The sequence below is a fragment of the Vibrio sp. R10-SF1-ISO8 genome, from assembly GCF_059833805.1.
Genome location: NZ_JCBDHL010000021.1, coordinates 113,926 through 136,758, shown reverse-complemented (window position 1 = coordinate 136,758; position 22,833 = coordinate 113,926). Strand labels below are relative to the sequence as shown.

General features: G+C 45.3%; 23 protein-coding genes and 1 other RNA gene. 7 read left to right on the top strand and 17 right to left on the bottom strand.

Annotation, left to right across the window (positions count from 1 at the left end; translation table 11 throughout):
- Positions 1–2: 2 nt before the first annotated feature.
- The 3 genes from rsmH to rsmI all read right to left on the bottom strand — a co-directional run bounded on the left by rsmH (position 3) and on the right by rsmI (position 2,660).
- Positions 3–953 carry a 16S rRNA (cytosine(1402)-N(4))-methyltransferase RsmH gene (gene rsmH, locus AC6R00_RS18630; protein ID WP_004744961.1) on the bottom strand — a complete coding sequence of 317 codons (951 nt, stop codon included), beginning with the start codon at positions 951–953 and terminating at the stop codon, positions 3–5.
- A 183-nt stretch (positions 954–1,136) separates the two neighbouring features.
- Positions 1,137–1,567: RNase P RNA component class A (rnpB, locus tag AC6R00_RS18625), an RNA gene on the bottom strand.
- Between the two features lie 229 nt (positions 1,568–1,796).
- A complete protein-coding gene (rsmI, locus tag AC6R00_RS18620) occupies positions 1,797–2,660 on the bottom strand; it encodes a 16S rRNA (cytidine(1402)-2'-O)-methyltransferase (protein ID WP_500641519.1) in 864 nt (287 codons plus the stop codon).
- Between the two features lie 63 nt (positions 2,661–2,723).
- Here rsmI and AC6R00_RS18615 point away from each other — a divergent pair, with 63 nt between their 5' ends.
- From AC6R00_RS18615 to AC6R00_RS18600, 4 genes are read left to right on the top strand one after another with little or no spacing between them, the layout of a single operon-like run.
- Positions 2,724–4,538 carry a penicillin-binding protein activator gene (locus AC6R00_RS18615; RefSeq protein WP_500641518.1) on the top strand — a complete coding sequence of 605 codons (1,815 nt, stop codon included), beginning with the start codon at positions 2,724–2,726 and terminating at the stop codon, positions 4,536–4,538.
- On the top strand, positions 4,522–4,890 hold the full coding sequence (locus AC6R00_RS18610) for a YraN family protein (RefSeq protein WP_500642208.1): 369 nt from the start codon (positions 4,522–4,524) through the stop codon (positions 4,888–4,890). The genes AC6R00_RS18615 and AC6R00_RS18610 overlap by 17 nt, the downstream gene beginning before the upstream one ends.
- Positions 4,891–4,893: 3 nt before the next feature.
- On the top strand, positions 4,894–5,484 hold the full coding sequence (locus AC6R00_RS18605) for a phosphoheptose isomerase (RefSeq protein WP_004744965.1): 591 nt from the start codon (positions 4,894–4,896) through the stop codon (positions 5,482–5,484).
- Between the two features lie 3 nt (positions 5,485–5,487).
- Complete coding sequence (locus AC6R00_RS18600; protein ID WP_500641517.1) at positions 5,488–6,057, top strand: BON domain-containing protein; 570 nt, start codon at positions 5,488–5,490, stop codon at positions 6,055–6,057.
- Positions 6,058–6,103: 46 nt separating this feature from the next.
- Here the strand turns inward: AC6R00_RS18600 and sspB are convergent, their stop codons facing one another.
- The 8 genes from sspB to zapE form a co-directional block, all read right to left on the bottom strand.
- Complete coding sequence (sspB, locus tag AC6R00_RS18595) at positions 6,104–6,598, bottom strand: ClpXP protease specificity-enhancing factor (protein ID WP_500641516.1); 495 nt, start codon at positions 6,596–6,598, stop codon at positions 6,104–6,106.
- Positions 6,599–6,609: 11 nt separating this feature from the next.
- Complete coding sequence (gene sspA / locus AC6R00_RS18590; protein ID WP_004744968.1) at positions 6,610–7,245, bottom strand: stringent starvation protein SspA; 636 nt, start codon at positions 7,243–7,245, stop codon at positions 6,610–6,612.
- 97 nt (positions 7,246–7,342) lie between these two features.
- Positions 7,343–8,080, bottom strand: coding sequence for a cytochrome c1 (locus tag AC6R00_RS18585; protein ID WP_500641515.1), 738 nt, complete (start codon positions 8,078–8,080; stop codon positions 7,343–7,345).
- The gene (locus AC6R00_RS18580) at positions 8,077–9,342 is read right to left on the bottom strand and encodes a cytochrome b (protein ID WP_069667137.1); all 1,266 of its coding nucleotides are present in this window, start codon (positions 9,340–9,342) and stop codon (positions 8,077–8,079) included. The genes AC6R00_RS18585 and AC6R00_RS18580 overlap by 4 nt, the downstream gene beginning before the upstream one ends.
- Positions 9,342–9,935, bottom strand: a complete 594-nt coding sequence (petA, locus tag AC6R00_RS18575) for a ubiquinol-cytochrome c reductase iron-sulfur subunit (protein WP_004744971.1) — start codon at positions 9,933–9,935, stop codon at positions 9,342–9,344. Before petA ends, AC6R00_RS18580 begins: the two co-directional genes overlap by 1 nt.
- Positions 9,936–10,265: 330 nt before the next feature.
- Positions 10,266–10,658, bottom strand: coding sequence for a 30S ribosomal protein S9 (rpsI, locus tag AC6R00_RS18570; RefSeq protein WP_004415472.1), 393 nt, complete (start codon positions 10,656–10,658; stop codon positions 10,266–10,268).
- 15 nt (positions 10,659–10,673) lie between these two features.
- On the bottom strand, positions 10,674–11,102 hold the full coding sequence (gene rplM / locus AC6R00_RS18565; RefSeq protein ID WP_004744972.1) for a 50S ribosomal protein L13: 429 nt from the start codon (positions 11,100–11,102) through the stop codon (positions 10,674–10,676).
- A gap of 245 nt (positions 11,103–11,347) precedes the next feature.
- On the bottom strand, positions 11,348–12,454 hold the full coding sequence (zapE, locus tag AC6R00_RS18560) for a cell division protein ZapE (protein WP_500641514.1): 1,107 nt from the start codon (positions 12,452–12,454) through the stop codon (positions 11,348–11,350).
- A 152-nt stretch (positions 12,455–12,606) separates the two neighbouring features.
- Here zapE and zapG point away from each other — a divergent pair, with 152 nt between their 5' ends.
- From zapG to degS, 3 genes are all read left to right on the top strand, one after another.
- A complete protein-coding gene (gene zapG / locus AC6R00_RS18555; protein ID WP_500641513.1) occupies positions 12,607–13,065 on the top strand; it encodes a Z-ring associated protein ZapG in 459 nt (152 codons plus the stop codon).
- A gap of 123 nt (positions 13,066–13,188) precedes the next feature.
- Positions 13,189–14,556, top strand: coding sequence for a DegQ family serine endoprotease (locus AC6R00_RS18550; RefSeq protein WP_500641512.1), 1,368 nt, complete (start codon positions 13,189–13,191; stop codon positions 14,554–14,556).
- Positions 14,557–14,684: 128 nt separating this feature from the next.
- On the top strand, positions 14,685–15,749 hold the full coding sequence (gene degS, locus AC6R00_RS18545) for an outer membrane-stress sensor serine endopeptidase DegS (RefSeq protein WP_500641511.1): 1,065 nt from the start codon (positions 14,685–14,687) through the stop codon (positions 15,747–15,749).
- Positions 15,750–15,820: 71 nt separating this feature from the next.
- Here the strand turns inward: degS and parC are convergent, their stop codons facing one another.
- From parC to nudF, 6 genes are all read right to left on the bottom strand, one after another.
- Positions 15,821–18,103, bottom strand: coding sequence for a DNA topoisomerase IV subunit A (gene parC, locus AC6R00_RS18540; RefSeq protein WP_494505408.1), 2,283 nt, complete (start codon positions 18,101–18,103; stop codon positions 15,821–15,823).
- A gap of 3 nt (positions 18,104–18,106) precedes the next feature.
- Positions 18,107–19,987: a DNA topoisomerase IV subunit B gene (gene parE / locus AC6R00_RS18535; RefSeq protein ID WP_004744978.1), complete on the bottom strand. Its 1,881-nt coding sequence runs from the start codon at positions 19,985–19,987 to the stop codon at positions 18,107–18,109.
- 226 nt (positions 19,988–20,213) lie between these two features.
- Positions 20,214–20,795 carry an esterase YqiA gene (gene yqiA / locus AC6R00_RS18530; RefSeq protein WP_500641510.1) on the bottom strand — a complete coding sequence of 194 codons (582 nt, stop codon included), beginning with the start codon at positions 20,793–20,795 and terminating at the stop codon, positions 20,214–20,216.
- 9 nt (positions 20,796–20,804) lie between these two features.
- Positions 20,805–21,626, bottom strand: a complete 822-nt coding sequence (cpdA, locus tag AC6R00_RS18525; RefSeq protein WP_500641509.1) for a 3',5'-cyclic-AMP phosphodiesterase — start codon at positions 21,624–21,626, stop codon at positions 20,805–20,807.
- A gap of 11 nt (positions 21,627–21,637) precedes the next feature.
- Positions 21,638–22,078, bottom strand: coding sequence for a DUF1249 family protein (locus AC6R00_RS18520; RefSeq protein ID WP_004744981.1), 441 nt, complete (start codon positions 22,076–22,078; stop codon positions 21,638–21,640).
- Entirely contained in the window at positions 22,066–22,695 is a 630-nt protein-coding gene (nudF, locus tag AC6R00_RS18515) for an ADP-ribose diphosphatase (protein ID WP_500641508.1), read from the bottom strand. Before nudF ends, AC6R00_RS18520 begins: the two co-directional genes overlap by 13 nt.
- Between the last annotated feature and the right edge of the window lie 138 nt (positions 22,696–22,833).

Sequence of the window (22,833 nt, the reverse complement as noted above, 5' to 3'; positions counted from 1 at the left end):
GTTTATAGCTTTTCAGCCAAGCGAAGCACTGAACTACGTGAGCGAGCATTCACTTCCACTTCTTGTTTAGAAGGTTTGATCGCTTTGCCTACAGGTTTCAGGTTGGCACTGCCTAACGCTTTAATTTGGTCTTCCGTCATAGGAATACCATGAGGTACCTCAGGCCCTTTACTCTCTTTGCGAATAAAGCGCTTAACCATACGATCTTCTAACGAGTGGAAGCTAATTACTGATAGGCGACCTTGAGGAGCCAATATACTTGCTGCACCTTTAAGTGCCGTATCAATCTCTTCTAACTCACTATTGATGTAGATTCGGAACGCTTGGAATGCACGAGTTGCTGGGTGTTTCTTCTCTTTAAAGCTCTTTGGTGCAGCTTCAGAAATTAGTTTAGCCAGTTGACCTGTGCGAGTTAACGGTTCGTTCTCTTCGTTTTCACGGTAAGCAACAATCGCTTTAGCAATGCGGCGAGCATGTTTATCTTCACCAAACTCACGAATCACCCAAGTAATGTCATCAAGGTCAGCTTCCAATAGCCATTGAGAAACTGGAATGCCTGAGGTCGGGTCCATACGCATATCTAGCGGCCCGTCTTTCATAAAACTAAAGCCACGCTCTGCGTCGTCCAACTGGGGTGACGACACACCAAGATCAAGCAATACACCATCAACTTTACCGACCAGATCGTACTCAACGGCATATTCAGCCATACCCGAAAATGGACCATGAATAATAGTAAAACGCGGATCGTCAATCTTGTTCGCTTCGGCGATAGCTTGTGGGTCGCGATCAATACTGTATAGGCGACCGTTTTCACCGAGCTTTGAGAGAATTGTACGGCTGTGACCACCGCGACCGAATGTACCGTCAATGTAAATACCGTCTGGTTTTATTGCTAAACCATCGATCGATTCATGAAGGAGTACAGATATGTGTTTAAATGCTTCGGTCATAGTTATCTCATGTGGCTGACGCATTGACGAATTCAGATTCTCCAGTGTACTGATTTAATGGCTTATCGCCACCACTAGCGAGTGAGAACACGTGATTTTGCGCTAAGTTTAATAGTTAGAAAATAAATTTGGTCAATAAAAAGCAAAAAACCCATCATAACAAAGTTACGATGGGTCTCGAATAGGTGGAGCCGACACATAAGCCGGGTTCTGTTCCGCTTGCGCGGCGGTAGCCATTCGTCTAGGCCAGCAATCACTCACTGGCTCGAGCAACCTACCCGCCTCCTTACGCGAGCAACGCAATGTGGAGGCCTATTTGGTCTTGCTTCAGGTGGAGTTTACCCTGCTACGAACTATTGCTAGTCGTCCGGTGCGCTCTTACCGCACCCTTTCACCCTTACCTGTTCCCTTACGGGCCATCGGCGGTCTTCTCTCTGCTGCACTTGTCGTGGGCTTGCGCCCCCCAGGCGTTACCTGGCACCTTGCTCTATGAAGCCCGGACTTTCCTCCCCTTTGTCAGTCTCCCGAAGGACGTCAACGTCAGTCTCCTAAAAGGACCTCAACGTCAGTCTCCCGAAGGACATCAACAAAGCAGCGACTACCCAGTCGACTCCGAGGGCGGATTGTATAGAGTTCAGAGAGCAGTGTCTAGCGAGATCACAGATTTGCTGCAAACGGAAGGTTAAGTGGTCAGAAAGTAGACGAGAACGCTAGCGCTATGGAAAGCGGGATCGGGCTTCGCCCTACGAGAATCTGGAACGGACTTCGTCCTTCGAGAGTCGAGAAGTAGATATTAGAGCCGAGAACACATCTTCTCGATTCTCGACTCTAATTTCTCGAATCTTATCCCAAGTTCTCCAATCCCCACTTATACAGCGCATTCTTTTTTAGGTTGTAAATTTCTGCCGCCATCGCTGCCGCTTTCTTTAATGGCAACTCTTTGGTCAAAATGGTCACCGTGCGCTTAACTTCTTCAGGGATTGAGTCATCTTCTGATGCGCGGTAGCCATGAATCAGCAGCGCCATTTCACCTCGTTGCTGATTAGAGTCCGCTTTGACCCATTCAACCAGTTCACCTAGCGGCATACCTTGGATAGTTTCGAAGGTTTTAGTCAGCTCTCGCGCTAATACCACTTCTCTGTCTGGGCCTAAGATTTCAAGCATGTCGTCGAGTGAGTCTAAAATACGGTGTGGAGACTCATAGAACACACAAGTACGCTCAACTTTTGCGATTTCAAGGAACTTGTCCTTACGGCCCTTACTCTTAGCGGGTAAAAAACCTTCAAAGCTAAAACGATCAGAAGGTAAACCTGACGCACTTAATGCGGTGATAACTGCACAAGCACCAGGTAAAGGGACAACTTTTACTCCCGCCTGACGACATTGAGTCACAAGATGGTAACCTGGATCACTAATTAAAGGTGTACCTGCATCAGAAACTAATGCGATCGAGTGTCCAGCTAACAATTTATCGACTAACACTTGCGCTTTTTGCTGTTCATTATGATCATGAAGGGCAAAAGTTTTAGTTTGAATACTGAAGTGAGACAATAGTTTACCAGTATGACGAGTATCTTCAGCAGCAACGAGGTCTACATTGGATAAAACTTCAATCGCTCGTTGAGTTATATCGCCTAAATTACCAATCGGCGTAGGCACGATATAGAGAGTTGGAACCTCAGTTGGTAAGGTTTTGTTATCTGTCATTTGTTTACCATCACTTCAACGATTAATATAGACACAATCTTATACGGAATTAATAAAGAACTCATGGCCATGAATAACCACAAGCGTCTAAGTGTAACACGCTTACTGACTCCTGTAGCACTTGCTGTCACATTGGCAGCGTGTTCTTCTGCTCCTAAGACGCCGCGAAGTGTCGATATTACCTTAGATCCCAATCAATCGGTGCAAACCTATCTAATGCGCGCAGACAGCAGTCAGGGGAGCTTGCAAAATGATTGGCTAATCATGGCACTTAAAGCCTCTATTGACTCAGGTGACCTTGTTCAATCTGAACTTTTAATCAAGCGTTTGGCTCGCCAGTCTTTAAACGACATGCAACAGGCTGAGTGGCAACTCGCCCGTGCTGAACTGCTAGTCACTCAAGGGAACCATGCGGAAGCGTTACAAATACTTAACTTTAAACCATCATGGCAGCTAGGCGAAGATCAATGGCTTAACTACCACCAGTTGCGCTCCTCACTGTTTACCAAGCAGGGTGACTTCTTCAACGCGACACGCGAGCTCTCGTTGAGTAGCCAATATCTTCCAGAAAGTGAGCAAGCTTTTGTTGCACAAGGAATTTGGAACAACCTTACTCAGTACTCCGCTTCGCAAATCGAAACCCTGAAGCGCCAAGAGTCTGACCCGGTAATCTCCGGTTGGCTTGAATTAACGGGTCTAACTAAGACTTTGGCGAACAATCTACCACAGCTAAAATCTGGCCTTGAACAATGGCTGCTAGACAACCCAACTCACCCTGGCGCTACCTACACACCGCAAGCAGTGACTGATATTCTCGCGCTCAAAATCACTAAACCAGTAAACACTGCCTTGCTACTGCCACTCTCTGGCAAATTTTCCAAGCAAGCTCAGTTGATCCGCGACGGATTTATCCTTGAAATGATGAACGACGGAGAGCGGGATGAAAACGCAACGCTGACGGTGATTGACACCAACGCTACTTCTATCGAAGAGCTTGAAGCAACTTTGGTTGAGAAGCAGATTGATTCAGTTGTTGGGCCACTACTCAAGGACAACATTGAAAAGCTACAGCAAGCACAAGCTAGTTTCACCAACCCGCTACCGACGCTGGCACTTAACATTCCTGATGAAGTTGAAGCTGGTAACAACACCTGCTATTTGGCCTTATCACCAGAACAAGAAGTGGCACAAGCAGCTAAGCACCTTGCAAAACAAGGCTATCAATATCCACTCATTCTTGCACCTCAAGGTCGTTTAGGCTCAAGAGTCGTTGAAGCATTTGAGCAAGAATGGCAAAAATATAGCGACAACAAAGTTGCCATCAATCTCTTTGGTGATAAACGTCAGCTACAACGCGATATTAACAAAGTGTTTGGTCTGCAAAGTAGCCAGCAGCATATCGCTCAAATGGAATCCCTGCTTAATATCCCTCTAGAGAGTCAACCGCGCAGCCGCCGTGATATCGATGCGGTATATATCGTTGCAAGTGGCTCGGAATTAACTTTGATAAAGCCTTTTATCGAAGTGGCAATTAACCCAGATACGACTCCACCTAAACTCTACTCTAATTCGCGTAGTAATAGCGGCCGTCAGCAATACGAAGATCTCTCTGGTGTAATGTATAGCGATATCCCGTTATTGATTCAGCCTGATGCAGCATTGAAAGCTCAAATGGATCAACTTTGGCCAAAAGATTCCAACGCAGAAAAACGCCTTCAAGCACTAGGAATGGATGCATACCGCTTAATGGAGCACCTGCCACAAATGAAAGTTGTGCATGACTATACCGTTGATGGCAACACGGGCGTATTAAGCATCAATGATGATTGTATTGTCCAACGTGAAATAAGCTGGGCGGAGCATAGTGCTACTCAGTAAGCGCGCGCAAGGACAACATTACGAAGCTGCAGCTGAAAAGCATCTTATCAGTTGCGGCTTATCGCCAATTGAGAGAAACTTCCTTATCAAAGGAGGCGAACTCGACCTGATTATGAAAGATGGCGAGACGATTGTTTTCGTTGAAGTTCGCTACCGTAAAAGCCAAGCTTATGGCCATGCAGCGGAAACAGTCACCGCTAGCAAAATGAAAAAGCTCATCAAAACAGCAACACTGTGGCTGAGCAAAAATGGCTTATCTGTCTATTCAACCGATTTTCGCTTTGACTTAGTGGCTATCCATCAGCAAGGCGAGCAAATCGAGTGGATAAAAAACGCAATTACTCAAGGATAATCGATGCTAGACAGCATTAAAGACAGCTTTACTGAAAGTATTCAAATTCAAATCGCAGCAGCCGAAGCGCTTCCTGACGCCATTACTCACGCAGCGCAAGCTATGGTAGCGAGCCTACTCAACGGCAACAAAATTCTTTGCTGCGGCAACGGTGGTTCTTCTTCAAACGCACAACAGTTTGTTTCTTGTCTTCTCAACCGTTTTGAAACCGAGCGACCAAGTTTACCTGCTATGGCTCTGACTGCGGATAACACCACCTTAACCGCAGTGGCGAATGACTACCACTACGAAGAAATATTCTCCAAACAGGTACGCGCTTTTGGTCAAACGGGTGATATCTTACTTGCTATCTCAACCAGTGGTAACAGTAAAAACATCATCAAAGCGATGGAAGCTGCGGTAACTCGAGATATGACCATTATTGCCTTAACGGGTAAAGACGGTGGCGAGATGGCGGGTTTGTTAGGTGAGAATGACGTTGAGATCCGTATCCCATCTCACAGAACGGCAAGAATTCACGAAGTTCATATGGTGACCCTACACTGCTTGTGCGATCTTATCGACCAAGTACTGTTCCCAGCTCACGAAGAGTAAGTTATGAAAATATTTAAAGGACTATTGCTGTCATTGTTTGCCCTGAGTATTACCGGCTGTGCTGGTTTATTTGTCGCCGGGGCAGCAACAACTGCAAGTATTGTGATAGATCCAAGAACAACGCAAGAAATCTGGAACGACAACAACATTGAGTTTGAAATTGCAGGTATCGGTAACAAAGCGCCTTTTAGAGGCAACGCACGTATTACTGCGAGCTCTTACAATGGTAACGTTGTCCTAATGGGGCAAGCGAATACCGAACAGCTAAAGCGCGAAATTGAAAGCCGTGCGCGTGACATAAAAGGTGTCGAGAACATTTACAACCAACTGCGCGTTAAAGCACCACTCTCTGTTGGTGAGATCAGCCATGATAGTTGGATTACCACTAAGGTTAAATCGGCTTTAATCGCCAACTCTGAGTTGAGTGGAACCAAAATCAAGGTCATCACCGAAGATAAAGAAGTCTTCCTTCTTGGATATGTATCGGATGAGCACGCCAACATCGCGACCGATGTTGCACGTAACATATCTGGTGTAAAACAGGTGGTAAAAGCATTCCATCAAGGAAGCTAAACCATCTGCAGGCACAAAAAAAGCAGCGCTCGGCGCTGCTTTTTTATTACTTAACGACTCTAAGACTTGGTCGACCTTTTGGCCTTGGCGGCTCATCCTCATCAACACCAACATCTGCAGTTTCCGGTTCTGGTTCTACTTCTGTTGCTACTGACAATGGTTGAGGTTCATCAGTCACCTCTTCAATGCTTTCTTCCTCGTACTCAGCCATGTAAGCCTCTTCAGGCTCAAACATCGTACCAGCGCCGTTTTCACGTGCGTAGATAGCTTGTACGGCATACAAAGGAACAATCACCGAGTGAGGGCGACCACTAAAGCGAGCATTAAATGTAATCGCCTCGTTTCCGAGCTCTAAATTACCCACCGCTCTTGGAGCAATATTAAGGATAATTTGACCGTCTTGAACAAACTCCAAAGGTACGCGAACACCAGGTAACTCTGCCGCCACGACCAAGTGTGGAGTTAAATCGTTATCCACCAGCCAATCATAAAATGCACGGAGCATGTATGGTCGGCGTGGTGTCATATTAGCAATATCCATCTTCTCGCCAATTAACGAGCTAGACGCATTTCACGTTCAGCTTCAGTTAGAGAAGCTAGGAATGAATCACGCTCAAACACGCGGTTCATGTAAACTTTTAGTTCTTTAGAACCAGGGCCTACTAACTCGATACCAAGTTGAGGTAGACGCCATAGTAACGGTGCTAAGTAACAGTCGATCAGGCTGAACTCTTCACTCATGAAGTATTCGTACTCAGCAAAAACAGGGCCTAGAGTTAGCAGGTCATTACGTAGTTTGTTACGTGCTGCTTCTGCTTCTTCTGCGTTGCCTTTTACGATTTTCTCAGCAAGCGTGTACCAGTTTTTCTCAATACGGAAGATCATTAGACGACTATTACCACGAGCTACTGGGTACACCGGCATCAATGGTGGATGAGGGAATCGCTCATCTAGGTATTCCATAATGATCTTTGAATCGTAAAGCGCTAGTTCACGGTCTACTAACGTTGGTACTGTCTTGTACGGGTTAAGTTCAATAAGCTCTGCAGGTAGATTTGCTTCATCTACAAGTTCTACTTCAACACTTACACCTTTCTCTGCTAGAACAATACGTACCTGATGGCTATACATATCAGATGCACTTGAAAATAGAGTCATCACAGAACGTTTATTGGCAGCTACAGCCATGGAGCCCTCCAGCACACTTACAAATATAAAAACAATGGAGGCTAAGCCTCCATTGTTAAGTTCAAAAATTGGGAATTAGCACAGTATGATAGCACAATTAGTGCACATCACGCCAATACTCTTTCTTCAGTAGCACTACGACAATCGTGAAGATGACTAGGAAAGCCATTACCCACCAACCTAGTGCGTGACGCTCTAGCTTCACTGGGTCACCTGAGTACTCCAAGAAGTTTACTAGGTCACGTACCGCTTGGTCATACTCTTCACTGTTCAGTTCGCCTGTACCATCGGATTCAACGCCAACCACTTTTGTAACCTCTTTGCCATCTACGACATGAGTTTCAAAAACTGGCTTAGGAATGCCTTGCAGCTCTTCTAGTACGTGCGGCATACCAACACTTGGGAAAACAATGTTGTTAACGCCAAACGGACGGCTTGGGTCCTCATAGAATGAACGTAGGTAAGTGTATAGCCAATCGGTACCACGAACACGAGCAACCAGTGTTAGATCTGGCGGTGGAGCACCAAACCATTTCGCTGCTGACTTCTCAGGAATCGAGTTTTCCATCAAGTCACCCACTTTTGCTTCTGGGTCAAAGATTAGGTTTTCTTTAAGCAGTTCAACTGGGATACCAATGTCACGCGCTACACGCTCATAACGTTGATATTGAGCTGAGTGACAACCGAAACAGTAGTTCATAAACAGTTTCGCGCCATTTTGCAGTGAAGCTTGGTCACTCAGATCATTGTTTGCTTTATCAAGTGGTACGTTCGCACCCGCTGCCATCGCCAATGAAGGCAGCATTGCAAATAAAATTACAATCCATTTTTTCATTTGAATGTCACCCTTTCTGGTAGTGGCTTAGTCGCTTCGTTCTTACTGTAGAAGTACAGCAGTACGAAGAACATGAAGTAAGCTAAGCTGAAGATCTGAGCTAATAGCGTGTATGTTGGCGTTGCTGGTAGCGCACCAAGAATACCCAACGCGATAAAGCTGATCGTGAACTGGATGATATTGAATAAATGGAACTTACTGCGGTAGCGATAAGAACGTACACGACAACGGTCTAACCAAGGTAGTACAAAAAGAACCGCAATCGATGCACCCATCGCGATAACACCTAGTAGCTTGTCTGGAACCGCACGTAGAATCGCGTAGAACGGAGTGAAGTACCATACAGGAGCAATGTGCTCAGGTGTTTTCAGTGGGTTTGCTGCTTCAAAGTTAGGTGGCTCAAGGAAGTAACCGCCCATCTCAGGGTTAAAGAACAGCACATAACAGAAGAAGAATAGGAAACCAGCAACACCTACCATATCTTTCACAGTCCCGTACGGATGGAAAGGAATAGAATCGATGATGTCGTATTTCTTAGTGTAATCCTTGTGGAATGGGAACTGAGTTTTGTAGTCGTCGCCCATTGTACCTTTTGGCAGCTTAGTTTCGATACCATCAGGGTTATTTGAACCTACTTCGTGCAGTGCTAGTACGTGAAGAACGATCAGTAGCAATAGGACGATAGGAAGTGCAATTACGTGTAGTGCAAAGAAGCGGTTTAGCGTAGCACCAGAGATAACGTAGTCACCACGAATCCATAGCGTTAGGTCATCACCAATAACAGGAATAGCACCAAAGAGGGAAATGATTACCTGAGCGCCCCAGTATGACATCTGTCCCCAAGGTAGCAAGTAGCCCATGAATGCTTCTGCCATCAACACTAAGAAGATAAGCATACCGAAGATCCACAGTAGTTCACGAGGCTTCTGGTATGAACCGTAGATAAGACCGCGGAACATGTGCAGATAAACAACAACGAAGAAGGCTGACGCACCTGTAGAGTGCATATAACGCAGCAACCAACCGTATTCAACATCACGCATGATGTATTCGATTGAGGCGAAGGCTCCGTCGCCAGAAGGCACGTAGTTCATTGTTAACCAGATACCCGTTAGGATTTGGTTAACCAAGACAAGCATCGCTAGCGAGCCAAATAGATACCAGAAGTTAAAGTTCTTTGGCATCGGGTACTCAGAAAGGTGCTTCTTGTACGCATTCATTGCGGGTATGCGTTTTTCTACCCAATCAAGTAGAGCTTGCATTATGCCTCCCCTTCTTCGTCAACACCGATAATAATCTTGGTATCACTTAAGTATTGGTGCTTTGGAACAACTAGGTTTAATGGCGCTGGTACGCCTTGGAAAACACGACCTGCCATGTCGAACTTAGAACCGTGACACGGACAGAAGAAACCTGATTTAACACCCTGGACTTGCTCATTAAAACTGTCAGGCAAATACGTTGGAGAACAACCAAGGTGTGTACAGATACCTACCGCAACAAAATACTCTGGCTTAATTGAGCGATAAGCATTCTGAGCATAAGTTGGTTGTTGTTCTTCTGCTGAAGATGGGTCGCGTAGCTGACCATCGATAGCTTTTAATCCTTCGACTACAGACTGTGCACGACGGACAACCCATACAGGTTTACCACGCCATTCAACACGTACCATTTGCCCTTCTTCAAGTTTACCGATATCAACTTCAACAGGGGCACCTGCAGCTTTGGCTTTTTCACTTGGGTTCCAAGATTTAATAAAAGGAACGGCGACAGCAGCAGCTCCCAAACCACCCACAACGGCTGTTGTAGCGGTTAAGAAACGTCTGCGACCGTTATTTAAAGGCGCATTGCTCATCCAAACATTCTCCCATTTGCTCCTTGTGGATTTATTGTTATTCCGCTTAAAGAGCATGGCTAACAAAATACGAATTTAGTTGTATTTATTTGATGGCAAATGATAAATAAAACCCTACTTTTTGACAAGATAAAGCTACCTTTTTGTAACATTTGTGAGGCGAATCGCCAGTGAGGTCACAAAAGAAGGATAAGTAAGAGAAATCAAATGATAAGTGACGCTAAGAAAGGATTTTTTTAACAGACAAAAACAAAAAAGCCTGGCAAGAAGCCAGGCTTTTGGTACCACGTTCCAATGTAAACATTGGAAGCGAATCTTTTCGAAAAAAGATTAACGCTTAGAGAACTGTGGACGACGACGTGCTTTACGTAGACCAACTTTCTTACGTTCAACGCAACGAGCGTCACGAGTAACGTAACCCGCAGCACGTAGAGTAGGACGTAGAGACTCATCGTATTCCATTAGAGCGCGAGTGATACCGTGACGGATAGCACCTGCTTGACCAGAAATACCGCCACCTTTAACAGTAACGTATAGGTCTAGTTTCTCAGTTAGTTCAACTAGCTCTAGAGGCTGTTTAACAACCATGCGAGAAGTTGGACGACCGAAGTACTCATCAAGGCTACGCTTGTTGATTACGATGTTGCCGCTGCCTGGTTTAACAAAAACACGTGCAGCTGAGCTTTTGCGACGGCCAGTACCGTAGTATTGATTATCTGCCATTTTCGAAATCCCCGATTAGATGTCTAGTACTTGAGGTTGTTGAGCAACATGGTTGTGCTCAGCGCCAGCGTAAACTTTCAGCTTACGGTACATAGCACGGCCAAGAGGACCACGTGGTAGCATACCTTTAACTGCTAGCTCAAGAGCCATCTCTGGCTTGCGATCAATTAGCTTCTCGAAGCTGATTGATTTTAGGCCGCCAGGGAATTCAGTGTGACGGTAGTAAATCTTACCTTTAGCCTTGTTACCAGTTACAGTAACTTTCTCCGCGTTAACAACGATGATGTAATCACCAGTGTCACAGTGTGGAGTGTATTCAGCTTTGTGTTTGCCACGTAGGCGAGATGCAATTTCACTTGCTAGACGGCCAAGAGTTTTACCTTCAGCGTCTACAACGTACCAGTCGCGTTTTACAGTTTCTGGTTTAGCAACGAAAGTTTTCATGCTAATAATAACCCGTTCAATAATTAAATTTACACTTAAGGAGCTTTCGCTCCCACTGACTAAGAGTCCAGTTAACACCCCTTCGAGTGATTGGCACTCTCGACCCGTTATGTCGAAATACCTTCGATAATAAGGTCTGCAGTAACGGTGGGTCGCAGGATTATAGAGAAGTCAGTAGAAAAAATCACCTCTTTTCGCGTGAAAATTTCATTTTTTTTCAATTGAGCACAGTTCGCTTCCACCAGCTATGCTAAATGCTCTTTCGCCAAGTAATCATGGCTTTGCATTTCAATCAAACGCGACTGACAGCGTTTAAACTCAAACTCTAACTGACCACCCGCGTAAAGCGCCTCCAATGGCACTTCCGCAGATATAATCAGTTTGACATGACGCTCATAGAACTCATCAACCAGAGCAATAAAACGCCTCGCAGCATCATCTATAGTGCGATCCATCTTCTGCACATCCGCTAACAATACGGTGTGATAGATGCGTGAAATCTCAATATAGTCATTTTGACTTCGCGCAGATTGGCACAACTGTTCAAAGCTCGCATGCAACACATCTTCAGAAGCTTGAATGACATTGATATCTCGATGATTAATTTCGATGCTCTGAGCCCCTTTCTTTCCTTCCCCAACAAGTTGTTCATAATAGTGACGAAGATTTTTGTCTGCTTGTGCATCAAGTGGTGAGTGATAGATCTCTGCTTGTTCTAAAGTACGCAAGCGATAGTCAATCCCACTATCGACATTCAACACCCGACAGTTTTTCTGGATCAATTCAATCGCTGGTAGAAAACGGACACGCTGCAACCCGTTACGATACAAATCTTGCGGCGGAATATTCGAAGTCGCGACTAAGATAACACCACGCTTGAACAGCGCTTGAAATAGAGTGCCAAGAATCATCGCATCAGTGATGTCTGAAACAAAAAATTCATCGAAGCAGATAATTTCAGCTTCAGATTTAAATTTGTCAGCAACCAACTCCAGTGGGTCATTCACATCACCTAAGGCATTTAACTCATCGTGGACGCGATACATAAAGCGATGAAAATGGACACGCATTTTCTTGTCTGTCGGTAGAGCCTCAAAAAATGTATCAACCAAATAGGTCTTACCGCGCCCTACTCCTCCCCAGAAATAAAGGCCTTGCGGCGCTTGAGGCAACTCAGGCTCTTTTTTACTAAACCAAGCTTTCCATCCACTCGGCTTTTCAACCGGCGTGTTAACGTACTCGATGAATTCATGGTAAAGATTATCCAAGGCCGTGACCGCCTGAAGCTGCGCAGCATCCTTTTGAAAACCATGTTGTTTTATATCGTTGTTATAGATTTCTAGTGGTGTCATTGCTTCTTTACCTACTCAAGAAGACTGTCAAACTGCTATGTAGAGCACATGCATTTTTCTTTATTGGCTTAAGTTCTCATAGTACCATGTCAATTGAACATGTGTAACTAACCAGTAAAAAACATGTTAAATAACAATGATAAGGAGCAATTATGCCTTGGATTTATGCCCTCGTAGGTTTGCTTGTTGGTACGATTTTAGGTGTTGCGATTTCTCGCCTGACAACACCAGGATACAAGAAGCAAAAGAGCGTTCAAAAAGATCTCGACAACGCAAAATTTGAATTAGAGCAGCAAAAACAAGATCTTGCAGATCACTTTGCTCAAACAGCGGAAATGTTGGATTCACTAGGTAAAGAGTACACTAAGCTATATCAACATATGGCAAAGACATCTTCAGAGCTTTTACCAAACATTCCCGAACAAGATAACCCGTTCGTGAAAAAAATTGCCCAGCAGTCTGATGCAGAATCGGAAGAAGGCAATGATGTTAGTATTCAGCCGTTAAGCGAAGCGCCTAAAGATTATGCGTCAGGTTCAACCGGTTTACTAAAAGAGCAGAAGAAAGAAATTTTAGATTCTCAAGACGTTGTTTCAGCTAAAGCGTCATAACTGAAATCTATCTTTGATGAACTTTGCAAAGGTTTTTAAGTCATAACTCCTACAAGTGACCATTGAAATCTGATTTTTCGTACAAATGTCAGTATTAGGTCCTTAACCAACTAGGAGTATCCGATGAAAAAACCTTTGCTTGCTTTAACCGTCCTGTCATTAAGCCTAAGTTCAATCATCACACCAATGCAGGCTACAGCCGCTTTGCCTTTTACGGTTGATGGCGAACAGTTACCAAGCTTGGCTCCAATGCTTGAAAAAGTGACCCCTGCGGTCGTTAGCATTTCAGTCGAAGGCACACAAGTCTCCAAACAACAGATTCCTGATCAGTTCCGCTTTTTCTTTGGACCTGATTTCCCGACCGAACAGCTCCAAGAGCGTCCATTCCGCGGCCTAGGCTCCGGTGTAATCATTGACGCTAAGAAAGGCCAAATTGTCACTAACTATCACGTAATCAACGGCGCAGAAAAAATCCGCGTTAAACTGCGTGATGGTCGTGAATACGATGCTGAGTTGGTAGGTGGCGACCAGATGTCAGATGTCGCACTACTCAAGTTGGAAGAAGCGAAAAACCTGACCGAAATTAAGATCGCTGATTCAGACAAACTGCGTGTCGGTGATTTCACCGTGGCAATTGGTAACCCATTTGGTCTAGGGCAAACAGTGACCTCAGGGATTGTTTCAGCACTGGGTCGTAGTGGTCTTAACCTAGAGAATTTTGAGAACTTTATCCAAACCGACGCAGCTATCAACAGCGGTAACTCGGGGGGAGCTCTAGTTAATCTTAACGGTGAACTGATTGGTATTAACACCGCCATCTTAGGCCCCAACGGCGGTAACGTCGGTATCGGCTTTGCGATTCCATCCAACATGATGACCAACCTAACCGCACAAATCTTAGAGTTTGGTGAAGTTAAACGCGGCATGTTAGGCGTACAAGGTGGCGAAATCACCTCTGAATTAGCAGAGGCTTTAGGATACGAATCAAGCAAAGGCGCATTTGTTAGCCAAGTCGTGCCTGACAGTGCTGCAGATAAAGCAGGGCTTGAAGCAGGCGATGTTATCGTTTCTGTCAACGGCAAAGCGATTAATTCATTTAGCGAACTGAGAGCAAAAGTCGCCACCTTAGGTGCAGGTAAAGAGATCTCACTCGGCGTTGTGCGTGACGGCAAGAAGAAATCGTTCGATGTCACCTTAGGTGAGCAAACTAACATGAAGACTACCGCTGACAAGTTACATGAAGGTTTGTCTGGTGCTCAGCTGACCAACACCAATGCGAGCGACTCTGTCCAAGGTGTGAAAGTAACATCGGTAGAAAAAGGCTCTAACGCCGAAGCTTATCAACTACAAAAAGATGACATCATTATCGGCGTAAACCGCCAACGAGTTAAGAATCTCGCTGAGTTTAGAAAAGTGGTAGAGAAGCAGTCTGGTGTACTTGCGCTTAATATCCAGCGTGGTGAACGCAGTATTTACCTTGTAATTCGATAAACGCCATTTATAAAAAACGCGATATCGCTTTGAAAGGACAGTGGGAACACTCACTGTCCTTTTATTATTTTCTCATCTAGTGCTATTCTTCACCAACTTATCCACTTTATGACCTTGACGAGGAAAGCATGCTGCAATTTTTGTTGCGTTCTATTGGCTTAGGCTTAGCAACTGCTGCTTTGTTATTAATCGCTGTACCGTCTCTGCGGTCCAACATCCTTCCTCAAACCAATCAATCCGCTACAACTGATTACTCTCAGGTTCAGGTGTCATTTAATCAAGCTGTACGTAAAGCGGCTCCCGCCGTGGTTAATATTTATAGCCGTAAGTACCAAGAGAGTGATCGCTCAAAGCTGCTTACCCAAGGGTTGGGATCAGGAGTCATTGTCAGTAGTAAAGGTTATATTATTACCAACTATCATGTCGTCGCACAGGCTGATCAGATTATTGTCGCGCTGCAAGATGGTCGAGTCGCTGCCGCTCAACTAGTCGGTAAAGATCGTAGAACCGATATCGCCATCCTTAGAGTTGAAGGCGATAACTTACCTGTCATTCCGCTCAATCCTGAATACTCACCGAAAGTCGGCGATATTGTTCTGGCAATTGGTAACCCGTACAACCTTGGTCAAACCACCACTTTTGGCATTATCTCCGCCACTGGCCGCTCTTCTATCAGCGCCGATGGTCACCAAGCGTTTATCCAGACGGACGCCGCAATCAATGAAGGTAACTCTGGTGGTGCCTTGGTCAATACTCGTGGTGAGCTAGTCGGAATTAACACCGCCTCATTCCAACAAGCTACTGAGCTGGAAACTTATGGTATTTCATTTGCCATTCCATATGCACTTGCTAATAAAATCATGCAGAAAATCATTGCCGATGGTCGAGTGATTCGCGGCTATATTGGAATCGATGGCCAAGATATTAACTCCGTTACCTCACGACTACTGGGTAACGAACATCTAGGCGGCATTGTAGTATTAGGTATTGACCCTAACGGCCCTGCCGCAGATGCGGGATTCGAAGCTCAAGATATTATCTTGAAAATTGATGGTCAGAAGATCAATGGACGTCAAAGCGTGATGGACATAGTCACCGAGTTACGACCAGGTACCATTGTTGATGTGCTAGTACTTCGTAAAGGAGTTGAGAAAACTCTTAAAGTCACCATTGAAGAAGATACGCGCGAATAAGCTTTAGAGTGTGTTGACCTAACAAATACGATGAAAAATAAAAACCCATGCTATGCATGGGTTTTTTTGTTCTATTCAGACGCTTCGTTTTCAGGCTCTGGGGTTGAACCAGACTCAACCTCAATACGAGTTACGCGCTGAAGACCTCTAGGCAACAAGCCACCTCGACGTCCACGCTCTCCGCGGAAGTTCTCTAGGTCAGCCGGTTTTAGACCAAGCTTACGTTTACCCGCATACAGAGTGACCGAGCTCCCTTGAGGCAGAGCAATGAGGTGAGAAACAAGCTCTTCACGCTCTTTCGCTTTCGCAGCTGGAATGTTAATAATCTTATTGCCTTTACCTTTACCAAGCTGCGGCAGATCCTTAATCGGGAACAGCAACATACGACCTTGGTTAGTAATCGCTAAGATTTCGTCAGCGTCTAAGTTGCCCACCGTTTGCGGTGAAAGCACTTCAGAATTCTGCGGTAGTGTCACCAAAGCTTTACCACTGCGGTTTTTCGACAGTAAGTCACTTCCCTTACAAACGAAACCATAACCCGCGTCAGAACCGACTAACCACAGTTGCTCTTCTTCACCCATAACAACATGACGAATATTGGTCCCTGCGCTAATATTCAAGCGACCTGTAATTGGCTCACCTTGGCTACGCGCAGATGGCAATGAGTGAGACTCTAAAGAGTAGCTTCGACCATCACTACCAAGGAACACAGCTTGCTGATTACTCTTACCACGAGCATGGGCAAGGTATTTATCGCCCGACTTATAGTTCAAACCATCAGCATCAACATCATGCCCTTTAGCATGACGAATCCAACCTTTCTCAGAAAGCACAACCGTAATTGGTTCGCTAGGAACTAAATCACGCTCTGTTAGCGCCTTAGCTTCTGCGCGCTCAACCATTGGCGAACGGCGGTCATCACCATACTTGTCTGCGTCAGCTTTGATTTCTTTCTTCAGAAGAGTGTTAAGACGACGCTCAGAGCCTAATAGTTGCTCTAGTTTTTCACGCTCTTTTTCTAATTCATCTTGCTCACCGCGAATCTTCATCTCTTCCAATTTCGCTAAGTGGCGAAGTTTGGTATCGAGAATCGCATCTGCTTGAATATCGGTAATACCAAAACGTTCCATAAGCACCGCTTTAGGATCGTCTTCAGTACGAATGATCTCAATCACCTCATCAAGGTTAAGGTATGCAACCAACAATCCTTCCAAGATGTGCAAGCGAGCCATGACCTTATCTAAACGGTGTTGCAAACGACGACGTACTGTCGCACGACGGAATTCGATCCATTCAGATAGAATTTGAACGAGTCCTTTCACCTGAGGACGGTTGTCCAAACCAATCATGTTTAGGTTTACACGGAAATTCTTTTCAAGATCGGTCGAGGCAAATAGGTGATTCATCAACTGGTCACAGTCAACGCGGTTTGAACGCGGTACCACCACGATACGAGTTGGGTTCTCGTGATCGGATTCATCACGCAGATCGTCAACCATAGGCAGTTTTTTAGCGCGCATTTGGTTAGCGATTTGCTCTAGTAGCTTAGCGCCAGACACTTGGTGTGGCAGAGCGGTAATGACGATCTCTGAACCTTCTTTGTGCCATACTGCGCGCATTTTGATGCTGCCACGACCTGTACGATAAATCTTCTCTAAATCGGCTTTAGGCGAAATGATCTCTGCTTCTGTTGGGTAATCTGGCCCCTGAACAAAGTTCATTACATCCGCAAGTTCAGACTTTGGATTGTCGATAAGATGAATCGTCGCTTCAGCCACTTCACGTACGTTGTGTGGCGGAATGTCCGTTGCCATACCTACCGCGATACCTGTCACACCATTAAGCAAGATGTGAGGTAAACGCGCAGGCAACATTTGCGGCTCTTTCATCGTGCCGTCAAAGTTAGGCTGCCATTCAACCGTGCCTTGACCTAGTTCGCCAAGCAGAACTTCGGCAAACTTAGAGAGTTTTGCTTCGGTATAACGCATTGCCGCGAATGATTTAGGATCATCAGGCGCACCCCAGTTACCTTGGCCATCTACGAGTGGATAACGGTAAGAGAATGGCTGAGCCATCAATACCATGGCTTCGTAACAAGCCGAGTCCCCGTGTGGGTGGTACTTACCTAACACGTCACCAACTGTACGTGCCGATTTTTTGTATTTTGCCGCTGCCGAAAGACCAAGCTCCGACATTGCGTAGATAATACGACGCTGAACCGGTTTTAAGCCGTCACCAATATATGGCAACGCACGGTCCATAATGACGTACATCGAATAGTTGAGATAAGCGTCTTCGGTGAACTTGCGCATTGGCAACTGTTCAACGCCATCAAATGTAATTTCTGTAGACATTCGTTAAACCTCTGCCATGTCGCCGTTGTTTTGTAACCAAGAGCGACGATCATCAGCACGCTTCTTACCAAGCAGCATATCCATCATTTCCATGGTGGCTTGGTTGTCATCAATGGTTAGCTGAACTAAGCGACGAGTATTTGGATCCATCGTCGTTTCACGAAGTTGCAGTGGGTTCATCTCACCCAAACCTTTGAATCGCTGTACGTTGATTTTTGCTTTCTTCTTCGACAAGCGCTCTAGAATGCCTTCTTTTTCATCGTCATCAAGGGCATAGAATACTTCCTTACCACAGTCGATACGATAGAGTGGAGGCATGGCTACATAGATATGACCTGCTTCAACCAGAGATCGGAAGTGACGCGTAAATAGCGCACAAAGTAGCGTTGCGATATGCAGACCATCCGAGTCCGCATCGGCAAGGATACAGATCTTACCGTAGCGAAGGCCTTCAAGGTTTTCGCTATCTGGGTCAATACCTAGCGCCACTGAGATATCGTGGACTTCTTGAGAGGCGAGTACCTGATCAGGAGAGACTTCCCATGTATTGAGAATCTTACCGCGCAATGGCATTACCGCTTGGAACTCACGGTCACGTGCTTGCTTGGCTGAGCCACCTGCCGAGTCACCCTCGACGAAGAAGATTTCAGTACGGTTTAAATCTTGAACCGAACAGTCCGTCAGTTTGCCTGGTAGAGCTGGCCCTGAAGCCACTTTTTTACGCACCACCTTCTTGCTGGCACGCATTCGGCGGTGGGCGTTGGCAATACACACTTCAGCCAACTGCTCAGCCAATTGCGGTTTTTCATTCAACCAGAGGCTGAAGGCATCTTTAACCACGCCAGAAACAAAGGCTGCGGTTTGGCGAGAAGACAAACGCTCTTTCGTCTGACCGGCAAACTGCGGATCTTGCATCTTAACCGATAAAACGTAAGAACAGCGGTCGAAGACATCGTCACCGGTGAGCTTAACACCGCGTGGCAACAGGTTGCGGAACTCACAGAATTCACGCATTGCATCAAGTAAGCCCTGACGTAGACCATTTACATGGGTACCGCCTTGCGCGGTCGGGATCAGGTTAACATAGCTTTCGGTGATCATCTCACCGCCTTCTGGCTGCCAGATTACCGCCCAGTTAGCCGCTTCGGTTTCCGCTGAGAATTCACCCGTAAATGGTTCTTCTGGTAAAACGGTATAACCTTTAACACCTTCCGCTAGGTAGTCTTTTAAACCGTCTTCATACAGCCATTTGTAGTCATTGCCATTTACCTTATCAGTAAAGGTGATTTCTAAGCCCGGACAAAGGACAGCTTTCGCGCGTAAGTTATTAACTAAACGAGTAACTGAGAAGTTTGCCGAGTCAAAGTACTTCGCCTCAGGCCAGAAATGAACACTGGTACCTTTATTACGGCGGCCGCATGTCCCGGTAACCGTTAAGTCAGACACTTTGTCACCGTGTTCAAATGCAATTTCATACACCTGACCATCACGGCGCACCGTCACTTCCACACGCTTAGACAAGGCGTTCACCACAGAGATACCTACCCCGTGTAGACCACCAGAGAATTGATAGTTTTTATTCGAGAACTTACCACCTGCGTGAAGCTTACATAAAATAAGCTCCACACCAGAGACTTTCTCTTCTGGGTGGATGTCTACAGGCATACCACGACCATCATCAATCACTTCGAGTGATTGGTCAGCATGCAAAATTACTTGAACCTTTGAAGCGTGTCCGGCGAGCGCTTCATCGACACTGTTATCGATGACTTCTTGGCCCAAATGGTTTGGGCGCGCTGTATCCGTATACATCCCTGGTCGGCGACGTACTGGCTCCAAACCATTAAGAACCTCAATGGCTCCAGCATTATATTGTTCAGTCATAATACGGAATATCGTTATAAAGAATAAAAGGGTTACTTGTTGGGTGAAGTTTAAGGCGTTAGCTCACATAAGAAAGCAATGACTGCTGGCAGTCGTCCATGCGGCAACTATCTAATGGCGTCAAACCCACACAAGTACTGGTGAGACATAGTCTGGAACAGACCCAATTATGTCAAGAGAGATAACTAAGTAACAAGCAAAATTATGACTCTTCCCTCAATGAGGGTCAGAGTTGTAAGAATTCTATGATTTGAGCAGGATAGCGTTCGAAATCAACAAAGCTATGATCACCGCCTTGTTCAACGCTCTGCTTTGATCCGGAAAAATGCTCAACCGCTTGCTTATAATCTAACACTTCATCTTCGGTTTGCTGCAACAACCAGAAGTCGGTTGGCGTTGTTATTTTAGGCGTATCGAGTGTTTTTAGTTCCTCGATGTGTTTCGCCTCGAGTACATAGCGCTCTTTGGTGTATGGGTTTTCTTGCTCACCTAAGTAGTCCGCAAGCAGCTCATAGGGCTTCACAGCAGGGTTAACCACCACGGCTTTGAAACCAAACTGAGCATTGAGCCACATTGACATGTAACCACCTAAAGAACTGCCAACCAAGCCAATGGCATAGTCATCTTTATACTGATTAACAATATCAAGTAGGTGCTGAGCGGCTTGCTGTGGAAAGCAAGGTAAACCTGGCGTCACTAATTTAATATCAGGTCGATTCACTCGACAATACTCCTTCATCACATTGGCTTTATGCGATAAAGGTGAGCTGTTAAAACCATGAATATAAAGAAGTAATGACGGTTTCATTATGTTTCCTTAATAGCCTGCTGAATTGAAATCGGGTTGGAAACAGCCATAAGGTAGACGTTTAACTTGCGTGGTTAACTGACCATCACTATGCAGTTCTAACTCTCTCCAGCCAGGGGAAAGGGTATCAAGAGCAAAATCATCACTATTTGGCTTAAACTGCACACAGGTAGAAGGGGTCGCCATAACACGTACTCCCTGATGCAACACATTCATATCTTGATGAACGTGGCCGCAGAGTACCGCCTTAACATTGCTGTGCTTTTCAACCACCGCCCAAAAATGATGAGCATCTTTTAGCGTATGCTGATCTAACCATCGGCTGCCCACCAAGATTGGATGGTGATGAAGCAGCACCAAGGTATGTCTTTCAGGGTATTGAGAAAGTTTATCTTCAAGTAGGGCTAACTGCTGATCACTTAAGCGTCCATGCGGCACACCAACCACTTGAGAGTCTAGTAGCACCATTTGCCAATGCTCGCCAAGCAAAACATGCTCAACTTGTTTAATTTGAGTCGATGGCAACACGGAACTCATGCTAGGCTTAAAGTCATGATTACCTGGTAGCCAGAAACAGGTATTCTTCAGCGGAGCGATTCCGCGCTCAAAACGCTGGTAAGACTCGGCGGTGTGATCTTGAGAAATATCTCCGGTTGAGATGACGGCATCAAAGCTTTGATTTTCTTCAACGATCGCCTCAACCACAGCATGAAAGCTGTCTAATGTATTTACGCTGAGCAAACTACCATCAACTGGCTCAAACAAATGAGTGTCAGTAATCTGGAGTAGCTTAATACTGTCGCTATTTGATGAACTTGACGTTACTTTCAAAACAAAAAAACCTAAATATTCAATGGAGTGCGGCTAATACCCTGCTTTAAACAAAACGAAAGCCAATCGCCTAAAAAGCGGTTAAGTTGCACCTTCTCATCTTGTTGTAGCATCTTATCGTTCGGGTAATCATATCGGGCATTGACACGTTTCAAATGGTCGCAAGCAGAGACTTCAGCTACACGAGCATCGTGGTAGAGCCTGACAGACATTGTCGGTAATGGAAATACTGGAACGTCATCACTTTGACAAATATCGACCAAAGTTGTGTACTTTGTGACTTCTACCACTTGAATCTGATAGGTCAAATAAGCAGCTTGGTAGCAGCGCACATCACCGACACTCGGTTGATTAGGCAACAGAGCGTTAAGCTTGGCGTAATTTGTTTCGTATGTCCGCATCAAATCAGCAAGATCAACATGATACGGTTTCTTTAATGCTACTTGTGCCATTGTTCCTGTAGTCTGCGATGGTTTAGCTCTAGCCACTGCAATGCAATGATAGAGGCCCCATTTTCAAACTTTCCTTCTACTACCCATTGATACGCTTGTTGGCGGGAAACGACATGTACACGAATATCTTCCCCTTCATAGTCTAAACCATGAACGCCATACGCTGTACTCGCATCCACTTGACCAACAAAAACATCTAATTTTTCAGAGCAGCCACCTGAAGATGGGTAGTAAGAGGTCACTTTTTCCAGTTTCCCCACTTCAATTCCCGCTTCTTCTTCAGCTTCTCGCCTGACGACATCTTTAGCTTCTTCGCCTTTGTCTATCATGCCAGCGATGATTTCTAACTGCCATGGACTACGGTGCTCTAACGCACCAACACGAATTTGCTCAATAATAACAACCTGATCTCTTACAGGGTCATACGGTAGCATTGCCGCCGCATGTCCACGCTCAAACATTTCGCGCTCTATCGGCTCACTCCAGCCGCCTTCAAACAATTTATGTTTGAAGCGATACTTAATCATTCTAAAAAAACCCTGAAACAGTGTTTCTTTTGAGATTATTTCCACATCTTGGGGAGTAAACTGCTGATGTTGGTTGTCAGACTGTTGCATTTGGCACCTCTCTGAGTGAATCTTATAGTTTACGCAGACAAAAGCTTAACTTCCAAGGACATGGCTCAACTTTTTATACAATTTTTATAGTTTAAGTTAAATTGATGAATTATTTTTATTGCACGGGTGGACAATTAA

Excerpts from the sequence above, each read along its gene's own strand:
- rpsI (WP_004415472.1), bottom strand. The coding sequence starts at position 10,658 with ATGGCAGATAATCAATACTACGGTACTGGCCGTCGCAAAAGCTCAGCT.
- petA (WP_004744971.1), bottom strand. The coding sequence starts at position 9,935 with ATGAGCAATGCGCCTTTAAATAACGGTCGCAGACGTTTCTTAACCGCT.
- AC6R00_RS18580 (WP_069667137.1), bottom strand. The coding sequence starts at position 9,342 with ATGCAAGCTCTACTTGATTGGGTAGAAAAACGCATACCCGCAATGAAT.
- sspB (WP_500641516.1), bottom strand. The coding sequence starts at position 6,598 with ATGGATATTGCTAATATGACACCACGCCGACCATACATGCTCCGTGCA.
- zapE (WP_500641514.1), bottom strand. The coding sequence starts at position 12,454 with ATGACACCACTAGAAATCTATAACAACGATATAAAACAACATGGTTTT.
- parC (WP_494505408.1), bottom strand. The coding sequence starts at position 18,103 with ATGTCTACAGAAATTACATTTGATGGCGTTGAACAGTTGCCAATGCGC.
- parE (WP_004744978.1), bottom strand. The coding sequence starts at position 19,987 with ATGACTGAACAATATAATGCTGGAGCCATTGAGGTTCTTAATGGTTTG.
- yqiA (WP_500641510.1), bottom strand. The coding sequence starts at position 20,795 with ATGAAACCGTCATTACTTCTTTATATTCATGGTTTTAACAGCTCACCT.
- AC6R00_RS18605 (WP_004744965.1), top strand. The coding sequence starts at position 4,894 with ATGCTAGACAGCATTAAAGACAGCTTTACTGAAAGTATTCAAATTCAA.
- degS (WP_500641511.1), top strand. The coding sequence starts at position 14,685 with ATGCTGCAATTTTTGTTGCGTTCTATTGGCTTAGGCTTAGCAACTGCT.
- AC6R00_RS18520 (WP_004744981.1), bottom strand. The coding sequence starts at position 22,078 with ATGGCACAAGTAGCATTAAAGAAACCGTATCATGTTGATCTTGCTGAT.
- AC6R00_RS18585 (WP_500641515.1), bottom strand. The coding sequence starts at position 8,080 with ATGAAAAAATGGATTGTAATTTTATTTGCAATGCTGCCTTCATTGGCG.
- nudF (WP_500641508.1), bottom strand. The coding sequence starts at position 22,695 with ATGCAACAGTCTGACAACCAACATCAGCAGTTTACTCCCCAAGATGTG.
- rplM (WP_004744972.1), bottom strand. The coding sequence starts at position 11,102 with ATGAAAACTTTCGTTGCTAAACCAGAAACTGTAAAACGCGACTGGTAC.
- AC6R00_RS18615 (WP_500641518.1), top strand. The coding sequence starts at position 2,724 with ATGGCCATGAATAACCACAAGCGTCTAAGTGTAACACGCTTACTGACT.
- AC6R00_RS18550 (WP_500641512.1), top strand. The coding sequence starts at position 13,189 with ATGAAAAAACCTTTGCTTGCTTTAACCGTCCTGTCATTAAGCCTAAGT.
- zapG (WP_500641513.1), top strand. The coding sequence starts at position 12,607 with ATGCCTTGGATTTATGCCCTCGTAGGTTTGCTTGTTGGTACGATTTTA.
- sspA (WP_004744968.1), bottom strand. The coding sequence starts at position 7,245 with ATGGCTGTAGCTGCCAATAAACGTTCTGTGATGACTCTATTTTCAAGT.
- AC6R00_RS18600 (WP_500641517.1), top strand. The coding sequence starts at position 5,488 with ATGAAAATATTTAAAGGACTATTGCTGTCATTGTTTGCCCTGAGTATT.
- rsmI (WP_500641519.1), bottom strand. The coding sequence starts at position 2,660 with ATGACAGATAACAAAACCTTACCAACTGAGGTTCCAACTCTCTATATC.
- rsmH (WP_004744961.1), bottom strand. The coding sequence starts at position 953 with ATGACCGAAGCATTTAAACACATATCTGTACTCCTTCATGAATCGATC.